Below are 15,882 nucleotides of genomic sequence, written 5' to 3'. Positions count from 1 at the left end.
CGCCTCGGCGCTGCGGCAGGGATTTTCTTTGTCTGTTGGATCGCTTCTCTCATGAAAAACTACGACCTGATCGTCGTCGGTGCCGGCATCGTCGGCCTGGCCCATGCCTATACCGCCGCCTCGCGCGGCCAATCCGTGCTGGTGATCGAGCGCGATGCCGCTTGCCTGGGCGCATCCATTCGCAACTTTGGCTTTGTCACCATCACCGGCCAGCGCGCTGGGGCGCATTGGCAGCGCGCCATGCGCTCGCGCCAGGTGTGGGCCGAGGTCGCGCCCCAGGCTGGCATCGACGTGGTGCATTCCGGCCTGTGGCTGACGGCCCGCCGCCCCGCCGCTGCTGCGGTGCTGGAAGCCTTTATGCAGACCGAGATGGGCGAAGGCTGCGTGCTGCTGACACCCGAGCAGGCCGCCGCGCGCCACCCCGCGCTGCGCACCGATGGTCTGCAGAGCGTGCTGTACAGCCCGCACGAGCTGCGTGTGGAATCGCGCACCGCCATCCCCCAACTGGCGCTGTGGCTGCAGAACGCGCTGGGCGTGGATTTCCGCTTTAGCGAAACGGTGACCGAAGTGGCCACGCCGCGCGTGACCACCTCGCGCGCCACTTACCACGCCGAGCGTGTGGTGGTCTGCAACAACGCCGATCCAGGTGGCCTGTTTGCCGGTGAATGGAAGAATCACCAAGTCCAACTGTGCCAGTTGCAGATGCTACGCGTCAAGCCGCAAACCGGCTTCAAGCTCGAAGGCTCGGTCATGGGTGACCTGAGCCTGATCCGCTACGAAGGCTATAGCGCACTGCCCCAGGCGGCTGCGCTGCGCGCCGAGCTGGAGCGGGATGAGGCGGAAAGTCTGGCGAACGGCATCCACCTGATTGCCGTGCAAAGCGCCGATGGCTCGCTGGTGGTGGGCGATTCGCACCACTATGGCAGCGCGCCCCAGCCGTTTGCCAGTGAAGAAGTCAACCAGCTGATGCTGCGCCATATGAACGAGGCGCTGCATATTGAGAATGCCCAGGTGGTAGAGCGCTGGACGGGCATCTACCCCTCGTGTGGGGAAGCTCCTGCCTTTGTCAAAGCGCCTGATGACGCGACGCGTGTGGTGGCGGTGACCAGCGGATCGGGCGCAAGTACGGCCTTTGGCTTGGCCGAGGAAGTCTGGAAAAACTGGTAATTGCTACAGATTGAATAGCTGCTGACGCTTGTTAGTTATCGAATTTGAAGGAAATGCACTCAAATTTGTTAATTATCCAGCGCAAGCAGCTATTAATGTATGAGCATCACCGCTGCACAAACAACGGCGCAATCAGCATGAGGAGCAGCAACACGGCCAGCACAGCGAAGGTGATCTTCACCCAGCTATAGGGCCGCTCGCCTGCAATCTGGCCGGTATAGCCATTGGCAACGATCTGGTAGGTCTTGCTGCCATAGGTATAGCCCACCAGCCAGACAGGCACCAGCGTGTGCTTGAAGGTGCGGCCCGAGTATTGGCGCTGCACCTGCAGATTGCGCTGTGTGTCGCCGGGCACTTCACGTGCGCACAGATTGCGCAGTTGCTCGTCCATATCCTGCTCATTGAGCTGGGCGGCTTTGGACAGGTCCACCTGATAACGCTCCACAGTCCAGCCGCGCACAAATTCGGGGCTGTAAGGCTTGAGGTCGGTGGTGGTGGGGAAGGGCTCCACCTGGCGCAGCAGTTGGGGCTGCACGCCTACGGTTCCGGGCACCAGCTCATCGTCAAAGAAATGCTGCAAGCTGCCCGAAGCGGGCTCCCAGCGCACATGCTGCACCTGGCGCGTCTGGGCCTGGCCATTGGCGTCGCGGTAGGTTTCGGTGGTGTAGTAGTAATAGCCTGCCTCGGCCCACCACTGGGCGGCCGCATGGGCGTCAAACGTCCAGTAGGGCAGGTACACGCCGTGCAAGGTGTCGGTCAATGCGGCGCTTTTGAGCTTATTCGGCGCAAACCAGCGGCTGCCATACCAGGCGCGAATTTTGTCGCGGATCTGGCCATCGCTGATCTTGAACGGCAGAATGCTTTGCGGCGTGATGGCGTCGTTGCGCTCCTCATGCGCAACGATGGAGGGCGAGCCGCAGAAGTCGCAGCGCTGGGCCACGTTCTTGCTGAGAAACACCGAGATGGCGCGGCAGTTCTGGCACTGCACCTCGTAGCGCTCGTCCGTGCCCCAGCCGCGGCCGGAAGCCGGATTTTTCAGGGCCTGCGCCAAATCCTGTTCGACCACCTGCTGGCCCAGCTCGGGCTGGGTTTCCTCACTCCACGGCACCACGGTGCCGCAATACGGGCACTTGAGCGACTGCGCTTTGGGGTTCCACTCCAGGTTGCCGCCGCATTCCGGGCAGACATGTTTGCCAACCATGGAAGGCGGCGCTGCTTCAGGGGCGGGGGAGTAGCTGGAGGAGGGGGCTGCTTTATCTGTCACGGCATGCATTTCTCAAAGGCACTGCATTGAGCCTTTGGTACTGGCGCAATCCATCAGAGAGACGCCGAGCAAGGGCCGCCCCGCAGCGAGGGCGTCGTCCCCCTCCCGGAGAGAGAGGGGGGAGCGGCGGGGCCGCCTAGGCAAAGCCGCTCAGGGGGAGGGGTATCAACCCTTCAAGAACTCATCCAAAGAAGCTTGCGCAATCCGCCACTGGCTGCCAATCTGGCGCGCCTTGAGGTTGCCCGCCTGAATCTCGGCCAGCACATCAGCCTCGTCCACACCCAGTACCTGTGCGGCCTGGGCGGGCGTAAAGACTTGCATAGCAGCTGCCGCAGGCGCAGCGGAGGTTTGAGCTGCTTGTGCAGCCGCAGGCGAGAAGGGGTCTGCGGGGGCAGCTCCTGCGGCAGGCGATCCTGCTGCAGGAGCGCCACCGGCTGCACCGCTTTGCATGCCCTTCATCATTTCCTGCGCCATGCCAAAGCCCATGGCCATGGTGGCGGGAATGGTGGCCGCAGCCGCGCCTTCACCGCCATTGGCCATGGCCGCGCCCATCTGGTACTTCACATAGTCGTTGAGGTTGCCAATCGCACCCATGCTGGAGCGCTTGTCGATGGCTTGCTCCACCTCGGGTGGCACGGAAACGTTTTCCAGCAGGAAGCTGGTGATTTCCAGGCCGTATTTTTCGCTGACAGCGGGGTTGATGAGTTGCAGTAGCGCATCGCCCAGCTCGCTGTAGCGCTGGGCAACGTCCAGAGCTGGCACCTGTGCCTTGGCCAGCGCTTCAGAGAAGATGCTGACGATGCGCGAGCGCATGGTGTCGGCAAACTCGTCGATGCGGAAATTCTGGTCCGTGCCCGCCACTTCCTTGAGGAATAGCGCAGCATTGGTAATGCGGAAGTCATAGGTACCAAAGGCGCGCAGACGAATCACGCCAAAGTCCTTGTCCCGCATCATGATGGGGTTGGAGGTGCCCCATTTGTTGCCCGTGAACAAGCGCGTGTTGATGTAGTAAACATCGCACTTGAAGGGCGAGTTGAAGCCGTATTTCCAGCCGCGCAGCGTGGACAGAATCGGGATGTTCTGTGTGGTCAGCTGGTAGCGGCCGGGATTGAACAGGTCGGCAAACTGGCCTTCCGAGACAAACTGCACCTGCTGCGACTCACGCACGATCAGCTGGGCGCCGTTTTTGATTTCTTTGTCCTCATCGGGCCAGCGATACGACAGCGTGTCGCGCGAATCATCGGTCCATTCGATGATTTCGATCAGTTGCTTGGTGATGATTTTCATGAAATCCATGGCGTGCTCCAAAGGTGGATGACGGAAAGCGAGTCATTCTAGGAGCCAAACATGGCACAGCAGTTCCCGCAGCACGGCGCATTGCAGGGAAATTGTTAAAAAGTGAGCAGCTTTCACAGACTCCATGGGCGCTGGATATGGATAAGTGACCGAAATCTTGGCGAATATGAGCTGTAAAGGTCTTTTGTCATTTCACATTTTGAAATCTCGATGGAATCCGGCGACGTGAAAATCTTCAATGTGGGGCTGCGCTAACAGACTACGCCCGTCGTTCGAAGCTCAGACTTAGAATCACTGCCTACGCGGCCGCCTGTGCGCGAGCTGCCCAGAACACCAATCCATTGAAAGATGCCGTCTGTGGCATCAGACGAGCGAACGTACTTTTAGTCATGCTGACCTTCCAACAAATCATTCTGAAACTGCAGTCCTACTGGGCCGACCATGGCTGCGCATTGCTCCAGCCCTATGACATGGAAGTCGGCGCCGGTACCTCGCACACCGCTACTTTCCTGCGCGCCATCGGCCCCGAGCCATGGAAGGCGGCCTATGTGCAACCCAGCCGCCGCCCCAAGGACGGCCGCTATGGCGAGAACCCCAACCGCCTGCAGCACTACTACCAGTTCCAGGTGGTTCTGAAGCCCGCACCCGACAATATTTTGGAGCTCTACCTGGGCTCGCTCGAAGCCCTGGGCTTTGATTTGAAGAAGAACGACATCCGTTTTGTCGAAGACGACTGGGAAAATCCCACGCTGGGCGCCTGGGGTTTGGGCTGGGAAGTCTGGCTCAACGGTATGGAAGTGACCCAGTTCACCTACTTCCAGCAAGTGGCCGGCATTGACTGCAAGCCCGCCACCGGCGAAATCACCTATGGCCTGGAGCGTCTGGCCATGTACCTGCAGGGCAAGGAATCGGTGTACGACCTGGTCTATACCGACGGCCTGAGCTACGGCGATGTGTTCCACCAGAACGAAGTGGAGCAGTCCACTTACAACTTCGAGCACTCGAATGCCGAGTTCCTGTTTGAAGCTTTCAACGCCCACGAAGGCACGGCCAACAAGCTGATTGACGCCCAACTGGCGCTGCCCGCCTATGAGCAAGTGCTCAAGGCCGCACATACCTTCAACCTGCTGGACGCCCGTGGCGCCATCTCGGTGACTGAGCGCGCTGCCTATATCGGCCGCATTCGCAACCTGGCCCGCGCCGTGGGCAAGAGCTATCTGGACAGCCGTGCGCGCCTGGGCTTCCCCATGGCGCCCAAGGCCCATGCCGACGAAGTGCTGGCCGAGCTGGCCAAGGCCGCGGAGCAGGCTGCCAAGAAGGCTGCGTAATCCAGACATTACGCTCACACCGTCATATATATAAGTAATTTCAGCCGCTAGCCCTTATCCATCAAGCGCTGGCAGCTATCAAAATCATCATGAACGCATCGAATCTACTGGTTGAACTGTTTGTCGAAGAGCTGCCGCCCAAGGCGCTGCAAAAGCTGGGTGACGCTTTTGCCTCCGTCATCTTCGACCAGCTCAAGGCCCAGGGCCTGTTGGCCTCCTCCGAATCGCGCCTGACGGCTTATGCATCGCCCCGTCGCCTGGCTGTGCACGTGACCGAAGTGCTGGCGCAGGCCGAAGACAAGGCTGTCTCGCAAAAGCTGATGCCTGTGGCCGTGGGCCTGGATGCGGAAGGCAAGCCCACTGCAGCATTGCTCAAGAAGCTGGCAGCACTGGGCGCAGACGAATCCGCCGTGGCAGGTTTGAAGCGTCAGGGCGAAGGTAAGGCCGAAGCCCTGTTCTACGAATCCACCGCAAAGGGCGTGCTGCTGACTGACGGCGTGCAAAAAGCGCTGGACGAAGCGCTGGCCAAGCTGCCCATTCCCAAGGTCATGCGCTACCAGTTGCAAGACGGCTGGACCAGTGTGCACTTTGTGCGCCCGGCCCACGGTCTGGTCGTAATGCATGGCACGCAAGTGTTGATCGGTGTGAAGGCGCTGGGCCTGACTGCTGGCTCCGCAACTCACGGCCACCGTTTTGAAGCCGCTGTGGACCCCGTGGTCATCCAGAACGCCGACAGCTATGCCGAGCAACTGCGTGAAGAAGGCGCCGTGATCGCCAGCTTTACCGAGCGCCGTGCTGATATCGCTGCACAGCTCCAAGCCGCTGCCGAGCGCATCGGTGGTGGCGTGCGCGCTATCGAAGACGAAGCGCTGCTGGACGAGGTGACGGCCCTGGTCGAGCGTCCCAATGTGCTGATCTGCGAATTCGAAAAGGAATTCTTGGACGTTCCCCAGGAATGCTTGATCCTGACCATGAAGGCCAACCAGAAATACTTCCCGCTGCTGGACGCCAATGGCAAGCTGACTAACCAGTTCCTGGTGGTGAGCAACATCAGCCCACAGGACGCCAGCGCCGTGACAGGCGGCAACGAGCGCGTGGTGCGCCCCCGTCTGGCCGATGCCAAGTTCTTCTTTGACCAAGATCGCAAGAAAACGCTGCAAAGCCGCGTTGAGCTGCTGGACAAGGTGGTCTACCACAACAAGCTGGGCACCCAGGGCGAACGCATCGCCCGCGTGCGCGCCATTGCCAAGACCATCGCCCAGCAACTGGGTAACCCCGAGCTGGGCCGTCAGGCCGACCAGGCTGCCATGCTGGCCAAGACCGACCTGGTCACCGACATGGTGGGCGAGTTCCCTGAGCTGCAAGGTACCATGGGCCGCTACTACGCCCTGAACGACAAGCTGGACGTAGCTGTGGCCGACGCCATCGAAGACCACTACAAGCCCCGCTTTGCCGGCGACGAATTGCCCCGCGGCGATGTCGGCGTGGTCGTAGCCCTGGCAGACAAGCTGGAAACCCTGGTCGGCATGTTCGGCATCGGCAACCTGCCCACTGGCGACCGCGATCCGTTTGCCCTGCGCCGCCACGCCCTGGGTGTGATCCGCATGCTGGTCGAAAAAGACTTAGAGCTGGATCTGGAAACACTTTTGGTCAGCACCTTGCCCGCCTTTGGCGACAAGATCCAGGACGCAACGCCCCAACTGGTCGAATTCATCTACGACCGCCTGGCCAATATGTTCCGCGAGCAAGGCTACAGCGCCCAGGAAATCGAGGCGGTGCTGGCTCTGCATCCCCAACGTCTGTCCGACGTGCAAAAGCGTCTGGAAGCGGTGCGTGCGTTTGCTGAGCTGCCTGAAGCCCCTTCTCTGGCCGCCGCCAACAAGCGCGTGGGCAATATCCTGAAGAAGGCGGAATCTGCGGTTCAATCCCAGGTCAATGAAGCCTTGCTGGTGGAGCAAGCCGAAAAAGATTTGCATGCCGCGCTGCAGCAAGTGGCACTCAAGGCCGAGCAGTTGTTGATAGAAGGTGACTACACCGCCAACTTGCAAGCACTGGCTGCTTTGCGTGCGCCTGTGGATGCTTTCTTTGAGCAGGTGATGGTTAATGCGGAAGATGCTGCGCTAAAGTCCAATCGCCTGAGCTTATTGGCGAATTTACATGCAGCAGTAAATCGAGTTGCGGACCTTTCGCAACTCGCTATGTAATAAACTTCGAATTTTCACAAGACGCATTACATGTCACTTGTTCAATGGATCCACTTCCCCCCATTAGGCGATGACCGAGGTTCGCTGGTCGCGCTGGAGGGCGAAAAAACCGTACCGTTTGCTATACAGCGCGTGTATTACTTGTTTGGTACCCAATTGGGTGTCTCTCGCGGCTTTCATGCACATCACAAATTGCAGCAAGTAGCTGTCTGTGTAAAGGGACGTTGCCGAATGTTATTGGACGATGGCCAGAAGCGTGAAGAGGTGTGGCTGGATTCGTCTACCAAGGGGATTTCATTGCCGCCCATGGTTTGGCATGAAATGCATGAATTTAGTCCTGACTGTGTAATGCTTGTACTCGCTAGTGAGCATTATGATGAAAAAGATTATATTCGTAATTATGAAGATTTTCTAAGGCTGGTTAAATGATAAATAAATCAAGAACAATAAATATTCGATTAGTCGAAGAATCTGATGCTGAATTTATTCTGAAACTACGCCTCGATGAAAAATATAATCAATTTTTATCTGATGTAAATCCGGATATGCAAGCGCAAAGGGATTGGATAAAAAAATATAAGAATGATGAATTTTTAAAAAAACAGTTCTACTTCATTATTGAACGCAATGATGGAGTCCCATGTGGTACTGTAAGAATTTACGATATTAAAGGAGATTCATTTTGCTGGGGTAGTTGGATTTTAAATGAAAATAAAACCCGTTATGCAGCCCTGGAAAGTGCATTTCTTGTATATCAGTTTGGATTTAATGAGTTGGGGCTAAAAAAATCACACTTTGAAGTTCGAAAAGGTAATGAAAAAGTTATTTCTTTTCATAAAAAAATGGGTGCTGTAAAGATATTGGAAGATGATTTGAATGAATATTTCAATATATCCCAGGAAGCAGTCCTGGAAGCTAAACAAAAACTGAGTGCAAAAATATAATGATCCCCTTTCTCGATCTTCAATCTATCAATGCACAATACCGTTCTGAACTGATTGATGCATGTACTCGTGTTATTGACTCAGGATGGTACATTGGCGGAAATGAACTAAATCAATTTGAACAAGCATTTTCTGCTTATTGTGGTGTTGAATATTGCATTGGTGTTGCCAATGGGCTGGATGCACTTATTTTGACTCTGCGTGCCTGGCTAGAGTTGGGACGTCTGCAGCCCGGTGATGAGGTTATTGTTCCCGCCAATACTTATATTGCCAGTATTTTGGCAATCAGTGCGAATGGCCTAAAGCCTATATTGGTAGAGCCTGACGAGCATAGTTTTAACCTTAGTACTGAAAATGCTCGTGCGGTCATTACTAAAAAAACTCGTGTAATTCTGCCTGTGCATCTTTATGGCCAACTGGCTGACATGCCTTCCATTATGGCATTGGCCCATGAATTTGGCTTGTTGGTGTTGGAAGATGCAGCTCAGGCACATGGCGCATCGGTTGGCGGAAAAAAGGCGGGTAGCTGGGGAGATGCTGCAGGCTTTAGTTTTTACCCTGGCAAGAATTTGGGTGCATTAGGTGATGCAGGGGCTATCACAACGAATGACCCAGAGTTGGCACAGACCTTACGTGCTCTGCGTAACTATGGGAGCCATGAAAAGTACAAAAATCTCTTCAAAGGTGTAAATAGCCGCCTCGATGAAATCCAAGCTGCAATGTTGTGTGTCAAGCTGCAGCATTTAGAACAAGAGACGCAGCGTCGGCGTGTGATTGCAGATATCTATTTTGAAAATATCAGCAATCCTACTGTGCAACTACCACTGGTGGCCAATGTTGAACAGCATGTCTGGCATCTATTTGTTATCCGCTCCCAGCAACGCGTTGACCTTCAAAAGCATCTCGCTGCGCAGGGCATCCAGACCCTGATTCATTATCCCATTCCTCCCCATCAACAGCAGGCGTACCAAGAGTGGAATTGCAGCTACCCAATTACTGAAGCGATGCACCAAGAGGTATTGAGCCTGCCCATGGGACCAACGCTCAGTGAGGACGATGCGTTGAGGGTGGCTGCTGCCGTAAACGGGTTTAGAGTTGCATGACGCTGATTAAAACCAGCTTACTCAACGCCATTGCAGTGGCAATCAAGATGCTCACAATGTTGGGCATCAATAAGATTCTAGCTGTTTATGTTGGTCCCAGCGGTTATGCTGCCTTGGGGCAGTTTCAGAATGCAGTTCAAATGATCACCACTTTTGGTAGCGGGGCTATCAATACTGGCGTCACTAAGTACACAGCAGAGTACTTTCATGATGAAGCACTGCAGCATAAAGTTTGGAGAACAGCAGGGACAATCGCGTTAGTAGGATCTATTTTTACTGGAGTTTTTGTTGTATTTCTTAATAAATATTTGGCTTTATTGTTTTTGAAGGACGAAAATTATGGAAGTGTATTCATATGGTTTGGAGTGACACTGGTATTTTTTGTATTGAATGCATTGTTAATGGCTATCCTCAACGGGAAGAAGGAGGTTTTTCATTATGTGATTATTAATATAATCGGCAGCTTGTTTTCTCTTGCTATAAGTGCACTAATGATTGTTAGTTTTGGATTGTATGGAGCACTTTTGACGCTGGCGATTAATCAATCACTAACATTTTTTGTTACTTTGAGCTTGTGCTATCGTAAAAAATGGTTTAATTTTCGATATATTATAGGAAGAGTCGATAAGTTTACAGCCATTAATTTGGGGAAATATACAGCTATGGCATTGGTCAGTGCTATAACAGTTCCTCTTAGTCATATTATGGTACGTAACCATCTTGCTGCTGAATTTGGGTGGACTGTGGCTGGATATTGGGATGCGATGTGGCGTTTAAGTACCGCATACTTGATGTTTGTTACTACTACATTGGGTGTGTATTATTTGCCTCGTCTTTCTGAACTAAAAGATTCTAAGGCTATAAAGAATGAAATTCTACAAGGGTACAAAATCATTTTGCCGCTAGCGATAATTGGCGGGGCTAGTATTTATATTTTGCGTGATTTTATTGTGAGTGCATTATTCAGCAAGGATTTTTATCCCATGCGTGATCTTTTTGCTTGGCAAATGCTTGGGGATACGCTGAAAATTGGTAGTTGGATTTTAGCTTATTTGATGCTTGGAAAAGCACTAGTATCGATTTTTATTACAACAGAAATTATTTTTGGATTTGGTTTTTTTGCTTGGACCTGGATTTTTACGAGTTATTTTGGTATGAAGTCTGCAGTAGTTGCACATGCAATGAATTATTTTATATATTGGATAGTTATTTATTTAATTTTTCTAAAAAATAAGATTATATAGTATTTGTTATGAAGAAAATATATATATATTATCCAAGTGAAATCACGGGCGGGGCAGAGTTTTTGTTGAAAACTGTGTGTGATTTTATTAAGAATTCAATGAGAACATGTATTGTTGATATAAAAGATGGTTGGCTTTCAAATAATGTTTCTGACGTGGCTGTGATTTATGTCAATGAATTTCAAAAAATATATTTAGATGAAAATTCCGTTCTGATCACAACCGCTAATTTAATTAGAAAATTGGACCTGTATTTTTATGGTGAATTTAAAATAATAGCATGGATGGTGCAGATTAATAATTTAACACCTGCAGTTCCAAAAATAGGTTCATTTCAATACAATAGGTTTTTTAAATTTTTATTTAAAAATTCAATATTGAATTCAGAATATAAAAAAATTGACAAGTTAACTCTATACCTTGATAAAAGTAATTCTATTTATTCAATGGACGAGGCTTGTAATGAAGTTTTTTATAGATATTTCAAAAGAAAAATAAATAGATATTTGCCTGTCGTGATTCCAGAAGAGAAATTTCTAGAAATAGATAAAATAATGGAGAAGCCTTCTGATATATTGAAATGTGTTTGGGTCGGAAGACTTGATGGAGAATTTAAAAATCCTATACTTCATCACATACTTATTGAGATTTCAGATTATGCAAAAATAAATAATAAGAATATTATATTTAATGTAATAGGAAATGGGCCGGGTCTTAAAAATGCAGAAAATATAGCCTCATCTTTGGAGGGAATTGAAATAAATTTCCTTGGTGAAAGGCGTGGAGAGGAGCTAAGAAGGTTCATTTGCTCTCATGATATGGGATTTGCGATGGGTACATCGGCATTGGAAATTTCAGCATGCGGAACACCTGTGGTATTACTTGATGCCTCTTATGGGGTGGTTCCTAAAGCATATAGATATCAATGGCTATATGAGTCGAAAGGGTATTGTATTGGACGCTCTATAGATACATCTCCCGATAAAACCTTAGGTAATACAAAAACAATCGAAGATATATTTTCTGAATTAATCATTGATGGTGAAAAAATCCGTAATCTTTGCTATGCTCATGTTCGACGATACCATTCAATTGATACTCTCAGAGAAAAAATATTAATTGCGATTCAGCAAGCAAACTCAAATTTTCAAGAAATGGCCAGTCTGAATTTATTCAGTAAGCCCTATTGGTATTTTATAAAGAGATTCATAAAATGAAAATACTCTCAGTATTTGGAACCCGCCCCGAGGCTATAAAGATGGCCCCTTTGGTTAAAGAACTGGAACGTGATGAGTTCTTCATATCTAAAGTTGCAGTTACAGGGCAACATCGTGAAATGCTTGACCAAGTCTTAGATTTATTCGAGATAGTTCCGGACTATGATTTGAATTTGATGAAGTCTGGACAAGATTTGTATGATATTACTTCAGGTGTTTTACTTGGATTAAGATCTGTTCTGCGAGAATTTAAGCCAGATTTAGTATTGGTGCATGGAGATACTGCAACAACTTTTGCAGCATCGTTGGCTGCTTTTTATCAAAAAATTCCTGTTGCTCATATAGAAGCGGGGTTACGAACCGGGGATTTATACTCACCATGGCCAGAGGAGGCTAATAGATTATTAACAGCGCGTTTAGCATCCTTGCATTTTGCTCCGACAGGGAGAAATCGTGCGGCTTTAATTAGTGAGAATGTCCCGAGCAAAAGTATTGTCGTTACTGGAAATACAGTGATTGATGCATTGCAATGGGTTGTAAAAAAGATTGGTAGATCCGAAGATTTAAAAAACATTACTGAAGAAAAAATTGAAGAGGCAGGATTATCTCTGAGTATTTTGTGTAAACGTTATGTCTTGATCACTGGACACCGAAGAGAAAATTTTGGTGAAGGTTTTGAAAATATTTGTCACGCCTTGAGTGAACTAGCTCTGAATAACAAAGATGTTCATTTTGTTTATCCTGTACATTTAAATCCTAATGTGCAAGAACCAGTAAAACGACTTCTCGGTGGATTGGATAATGTACATTTAATAAAGCCATTATCCTATGAGCCATTCGTGCTTCTTATGCAAAATTGCTATCTAGTTCTTACTGATAGTGGTGGTGTTCAAGAAGAGGCTCCTGGGTTAGGAAAACCTGTTTTGGTGATGCGTGATACAACAGAACGGCCTGAAGCTATTGAAGCAGGAACTGTAAAATTAGTTGGTACAAACTCTAAATCTATCATAGGAGAAGTTCAGGTTCTTTTAGATGATTATGATGCCTATAAAAATATGTCATGGGCTCATAATCCCTATGGAGATGGTACTGCGGCTTTAAATATAATTAAATTTTTGAAAAAATAAATGTATCAATATTTTATTGTTCTTTTATTTATATATATAATTTCATTTGCTCGAATAAAATATGGGTGTGAAATTTTATTTTTTTTACTTTTTTTATTTTCTGCAATTAGATTTGATGTCGGGTTTGACTTTGATACATATTATCATGTAATTACAGGGAGTAATTTTTATGAGTATGAGAGATTTGGATTTATTGATAAGTCACTAATTGACTTTACCAATTACGTAGGAATAAATCAATTATATTTTTTCATTACATCTTTTTTTACTGTTTATTTGATAATTCAAACTATAAAAAAGTATAGTGATGATGTTTTCATAAGTATAATTGTATTTTATGTTATTCCAATTTTTTATTTATATTCTTTTTCCTTGATTCGTCAGTTTATTGCAGTAGCTATTATTTTTTATTCAATAGAGTATGTTTTGCATAGGCGACTTTTTAGATTTTTTATATGTATAACTATTGCATCAATGTTTCATATTTCTGCACTGGTTGCTTTCCCTATTTATATATTGCGTTATAAGAAAATACCAATATGGATAATGGCTATTATGTTTGTGGTTGTTATTTTTTTGCCCGCAATGGGTAGAAATTTAATTGATTCATATATTCCATATTACTCAATTTATCTCGATTCTAGCCAGGGGCATGGATGGACGATGATGTATTTAATGTTGTTTTTTCTTGGATTTTCTATAGTGAATAGAAAATTTATAAATAATGAAAAAGACATTATTATTTACAATAGCTATTTGGTTGGAGTTTTTTTATATTGTTTATTTATTCAATTTGGAGAGGTTGCTCCAAGAATAAGTTTCTATTATTTAATATTTTTAACATTATTGATTCCAAGTATTGTTTTTAAATGCAAATCAATTATCATAAAAATATCAGTATTTTTTTGCTTCGCAATTTTATTTGTCATTAATTTTTACTTCTTTGATAAAAATGAGCATAAAAATCCATACCTGCCTTATCAGACATTTATTGGAGTAGATGTGAATAGTTATAATTTTAAATAATTTTATAAATAGTATGAAAAAAATATTAATAATAGATACAACTTTCCCTGTTAATACTAGAACTAGTAGATTTATTAAAACACTATCTACTTTTTTAGATGTTTTTGTATGCGCTTGGGATAGAGGTGACTATAGCGGCAATGTGCCAGATAATTTTGCTATTCTGAAAAGCAAATTGGGATATGGGAATAGAATAAAAAAATTATTTTCATTGCCGTTATTTATTTTTCATTCATATAAGGTGGCGAAAAAGAATAAGCCTGAAATTATTTTTGCCAGCCATTGGGACTCATTGATTTGCGCTGTTTTTATAAAAATATTTCTTAATTTGAGAATTTTTATAATTTACGACTGCCTTGATATGCCAACTTCTTCAAGAAAAAGTATAAGCATATTGCTTCGACTAATTGAAAGATTTAATCTAAAGTTTGTCTCTTTGGTAATTTTTGCATCTAGACACTTTAAACCACTTTATCCCAAATATTGCGTATCCTATATATTTGAAAACTATCCTTCAAGAAGTATAGTTGAAAATAAAAATATAAATCCAAAATGGTTTGATGGGCACGATTTGAATGTTATAAAAAGTAGAAAAAATATAGCGTGGATTGGTGTTGTTCGATACTTTGAGGTACTGGATAATATATTAAATTCTATTGTTGATTTGGATTTATATTTTTTTGTTTTTGGAGATGGTCCAGAACTGGGGCGCTTGAAGAGGCGGGCTACTGAATTGGGCGTTTCAAATAAAGTTATTTTTTTTGGTCGATATGATTCGGTTGATTTAAGTTTTATATATGAGCTGTCAGATGTTGTATGGGCTGCATATCCTACAGAAGATTTTAATGCTATTTATGCAATTTCTAACAAATATTTTGAATGTTCATATTTTTGTAAGGTTCCAATTTTTTCAAAAAATACAAAAATGGCAAAGGATTTGGCGGGAAATAGAGGCGTTTTTTTGGTGAATGAGTATTCCGTTTCTGAAATTAAAGATGTAATTTTGAAAGCGATTAATTTTTCTAATACGGATTTTTTGAAATATGAGATTGACTCTCTTTGGGAGGAGAAAGAAGTGGAATTTGTTACTTGCCTAAAGGAAATCTTATGAATAAATCTTGTTCAATAATAACTCCTTTGCATAATGCTGAAAATTTCTTGGAGGAAACGATTAAATCCGTACTTGAACAAACAAATAAAAACTGGGAAATGATAATAGTTGATGATTGTTCGACGGATAGAAGTTTAGTCATTGCAGAAAATTATGCAAAAAAAGATAATAGAATTAAAGTAATTAAACTAGAGAAAAATTCTGGTGCGGCGGTAGCTCGTAATTGTGCAATTGAAGTTGCATCTGGTAGGTTTATTGCATTTTTAGATAGTGATGATTTGTGGCACCCTCGGAAGCTTGAAAAGCAAATAAATTTTATGTTGAATAGAAATATTGAATTTTCATATACATTTTATTCAAAAATAAACGAATTTGGGGAAAATAAGGGGGTTATGAAGGCTCCGCAGAAAGTGGGATATGGAGACTTATTGAAAACCTGTGTTATTGGTTGTTTGACAGTGATCTATGATTCTGAGAAATTAGGGAAAATTTATATGCCAAAAAATACTCGGCGTGAAGATTATGCTACTTGGCTAAATATATTGAAAATAACTGATTTCGCCTACGGACTGCCAGAGGTATTATCTAATTATCGAATTTATAATGGTCAGAGTTCATCAAATAAATTAAAAATGGCTAAAGAAAATTGGTTTCTTTATAGAAATATAGAGAATATTGGAATTTTTAGATCTTTATATTATTTTTCAAATTATGCCGTGCGTGGTGTTTTAAGAAATAAATTTCCAAAAATTGCTTTATTTTTAAAAATTTTATAATAAATAGCTCAGCGCAGGGTTTGATCTCTTTTCATCCCCTAGGTAGCGCATTCAAACTCTTCAAAACCTCAGAGA

The 15,882-nt window shown here is 46.2% G+C and carries 14 protein-coding genes; 12 read left to right on the top strand and 2 right to left on the bottom strand.

What is annotated here, in order from left to right; translation table 11 throughout:
- The first annotated feature begins 51 nt into the window (after positions 1 to 51).
- Complete coding sequence (locus tag JDW18_RS19195; protein ID WP_218241172.1) at positions 52 to 1,167, top strand: TIGR03364 family FAD-dependent oxidoreductase; 1,116 nt, start codon at positions 52 to 54, stop codon at positions 1,165 to 1,167.
- Between the two features lie 106 nt (positions 1,168 to 1,273).
- On the opposite strand, the gene JDW18_RS19190 is transcribed toward JDW18_RS19195, so the two are convergent.
- Positions 1,274 to 2,368 carry a TFIIB-type zinc ribbon-containing protein gene (locus JDW18_RS19190; protein WP_218243989.1) on the bottom strand — a complete coding sequence of 365 codons (1,095 nt, stop codon included), beginning with the start codon at positions 2,366 to 2,368 and terminating at the stop codon, positions 1,274 to 1,276.
- A gap of 228 nt (positions 2,369 to 2,596) precedes the next feature.
- Positions 2,597 to 3,727 carry an SPFH and helix-turn-helix domain-containing protein gene (locus JDW18_RS19185; RefSeq protein WP_218241171.1) on the bottom strand — a complete coding sequence of 377 codons (1,131 nt, stop codon included), beginning with the start codon at positions 3,725 to 3,727 and terminating at the stop codon, positions 2,597 to 2,599.
- Between the two features lie 389 nt (positions 3,728 to 4,116).
- On the opposite strand from JDW18_RS19185, the gene glyQ reads away from it, so the two are divergent.
- The 11 genes from glyQ (at position 4,117) to JDW18_RS19130 (ending at position 15,807) form a co-directional block, all read left to right on the top strand.
- A complete protein-coding gene (glyQ, locus tag JDW18_RS19180; protein WP_218241170.1) occupies positions 4,117 to 5,055 on the top strand; it encodes a glycine--tRNA ligase subunit alpha in 939 nt (312 codons plus the stop codon).
- 89 nt (positions 5,056 to 5,144) lie between these two features.
- Positions 5,145 to 7,259, top strand: coding sequence for a glycine--tRNA ligase subunit beta (gene glyS / locus JDW18_RS19175; RefSeq protein ID WP_218241169.1), 2,115 nt, complete (start codon positions 5,145 to 5,147; stop codon positions 7,257 to 7,259).
- Between the two features lie 30 nt (positions 7,260 to 7,289).
- The gene (locus JDW18_RS19170) at positions 7,290 to 7,688 is read left to right on the top strand and encodes a sugar 3,4-ketoisomerase (protein WP_218241168.1); all 399 of its coding nucleotides are present in this window, start codon (positions 7,290 to 7,292) and stop codon (positions 7,686 to 7,688) included.
- Positions 7,685 to 8,203: a GNAT family N-acetyltransferase gene (locus JDW18_RS19165; protein ID WP_218241167.1), complete on the top strand. Its 519-nt coding sequence runs from the start codon at positions 7,685 to 7,687 to the stop codon at positions 8,201 to 8,203. Before JDW18_RS19170 ends, JDW18_RS19165 begins: the two co-directional genes overlap by 4 nt.
- Positions 8,203 to 9,306, top strand: coding sequence for a DegT/DnrJ/EryC1/StrS family aminotransferase (locus JDW18_RS19160; protein ID WP_218241166.1), 1,104 nt, complete (start codon positions 8,203 to 8,205; stop codon positions 9,304 to 9,306). The genes JDW18_RS19165 and JDW18_RS19160 overlap by 1 nt, the downstream gene beginning before the upstream one ends.
- Complete coding sequence (locus JDW18_RS19155) at positions 9,303 to 10,550, top strand: O-antigen translocase (protein WP_218241165.1); 1,248 nt, start codon at positions 9,303 to 9,305, stop codon at positions 10,548 to 10,550. The genes JDW18_RS19160 and JDW18_RS19155 overlap by 4 nt, the downstream gene beginning before the upstream one ends.
- An 8-nt stretch (positions 10,551 to 10,558) precedes the next feature.
- Positions 10,559 to 11,767, top strand: a complete 1,209-nt coding sequence (locus JDW18_RS19150) for a glycosyltransferase (RefSeq protein WP_218241164.1) — start codon at positions 10,559 to 10,561, stop codon at positions 11,765 to 11,767.
- Positions 11,764 to 12,894 carry a non-hydrolyzing UDP-N-acetylglucosamine 2-epimerase gene (wecB, locus tag JDW18_RS19145; protein ID WP_218241163.1) on the top strand — a complete coding sequence of 377 codons (1,131 nt, stop codon included), beginning with the start codon at positions 11,764 to 11,766 and terminating at the stop codon, positions 12,892 to 12,894. The genes JDW18_RS19150 and wecB overlap by 4 nt, the downstream gene beginning before the upstream one ends.
- The gene (locus tag JDW18_RS19140) at positions 12,895 to 13,920 is read left to right on the top strand and encodes an EpsG family protein (protein ID WP_218241162.1); all 1,026 of its coding nucleotides are present in this window, start codon (positions 12,895 to 12,897) and stop codon (positions 13,918 to 13,920) included.
- A gap of 13 nt (positions 13,921 to 13,933) precedes the next feature.
- The gene (locus JDW18_RS19135; RefSeq protein ID WP_218241161.1) at positions 13,934 to 15,031 is read left to right on the top strand and encodes a glycosyltransferase; all 1,098 of its coding nucleotides are present in this window, start codon (positions 13,934 to 13,936) and stop codon (positions 15,029 to 15,031) included.
- A complete protein-coding gene (locus tag JDW18_RS19130; RefSeq protein WP_218241160.1) occupies positions 15,028 to 15,807 on the top strand; it encodes a glycosyltransferase family 2 protein in 780 nt (259 codons plus the stop codon). Before JDW18_RS19135 ends, JDW18_RS19130 begins: the two co-directional genes overlap by 4 nt.
- The last annotated feature ends 75 nt before the right edge of the window (positions 15,808 to 15,882 follow it).

Source organism: Comamonas fluminis, assembly GCF_019186805.1.
Taxonomy (GTDB): domain Bacteria; phylum Pseudomonadota; class Gammaproteobacteria; order Burkholderiales; family Burkholderiaceae_C; genus Comamonas; species Comamonas fluminis.
Note: the sequence above shows the minus strand (reverse complement) of the source record. Positions and strands in the feature narration are given on the sequence as shown.

Bases quoted from the DNA above. Each gene is read 5' to 3' on its own strand.
- wecB (WP_218241163.1), top strand. From the start codon at position 11,764: ATGAAAATACTCTCAGTATTTGGAACCCGCCCCGAGGCTATAAAGATG.
- JDW18_RS19130 (WP_218241160.1), top strand. From the start codon at position 15,028: ATGAATAAATCTTGTTCAATAATAACTCCTTTGCATAATGCTGAAAAT.
- JDW18_RS19155 (WP_218241165.1), top strand. From the start codon at position 9,303: ATGACGCTGATTAAAACCAGCTTACTCAACGCCATTGCAGTGGCAATC.
- JDW18_RS19165 (WP_218241167.1), top strand. From the start codon at position 7,685: ATGATAAATAAATCAAGAACAATAAATATTCGATTAGTCGAAGAATCT.
- JDW18_RS19195 (WP_218241172.1), top strand. From the start codon at position 52: ATGAAAAACTACGACCTGATCGTCGTCGGTGCCGGCATCGTCGGCCTG.
- glyQ (WP_218241170.1), top strand. From the start codon at position 4,117: ATGCTGACCTTCCAACAAATCATTCTGAAACTGCAGTCCTACTGGGCC.
- JDW18_RS19185 (WP_218241171.1), bottom strand. From the start codon at position 3,727: ATGGATTTCATGAAAATCATCACCAAGCAACTGATCGAAATCATCGAA.
- JDW18_RS19150 (WP_218241164.1), top strand. From the start codon at position 10,559: ATGAAGAAAATATATATATATTATCCAAGTGAAATCACGGGCGGGGCA.
- JDW18_RS19190 (WP_218243989.1), bottom strand. From the start codon at position 2,368: ATGGTTGGCAAACATGTCTGCCCGGAATGCGGCGGCAACCTGGAGTGG.
- JDW18_RS19160 (WP_218241166.1), top strand. From the start codon at position 8,203: ATGATCCCCTTTCTCGATCTTCAATCTATCAATGCACAATACCGTTCT.
- JDW18_RS19140 (WP_218241162.1), top strand. From the start codon at position 12,895: ATGTATCAATATTTTATTGTTCTTTTATTTATATATATAATTTCATTT.
- JDW18_RS19135 (WP_218241161.1), top strand. From the start codon at position 13,934: ATGAAAAAAATATTAATAATAGATACAACTTTCCCTGTTAATACTAGA.
- glyS (WP_218241169.1), top strand. From the start codon at position 5,145: ATGAACGCATCGAATCTACTGGTTGAACTGTTTGTCGAAGAGCTGCCG.
- JDW18_RS19170 (WP_218241168.1), top strand. From the start codon at position 7,290: ATGTCACTTGTTCAATGGATCCACTTCCCCCCATTAGGCGATGACCGA.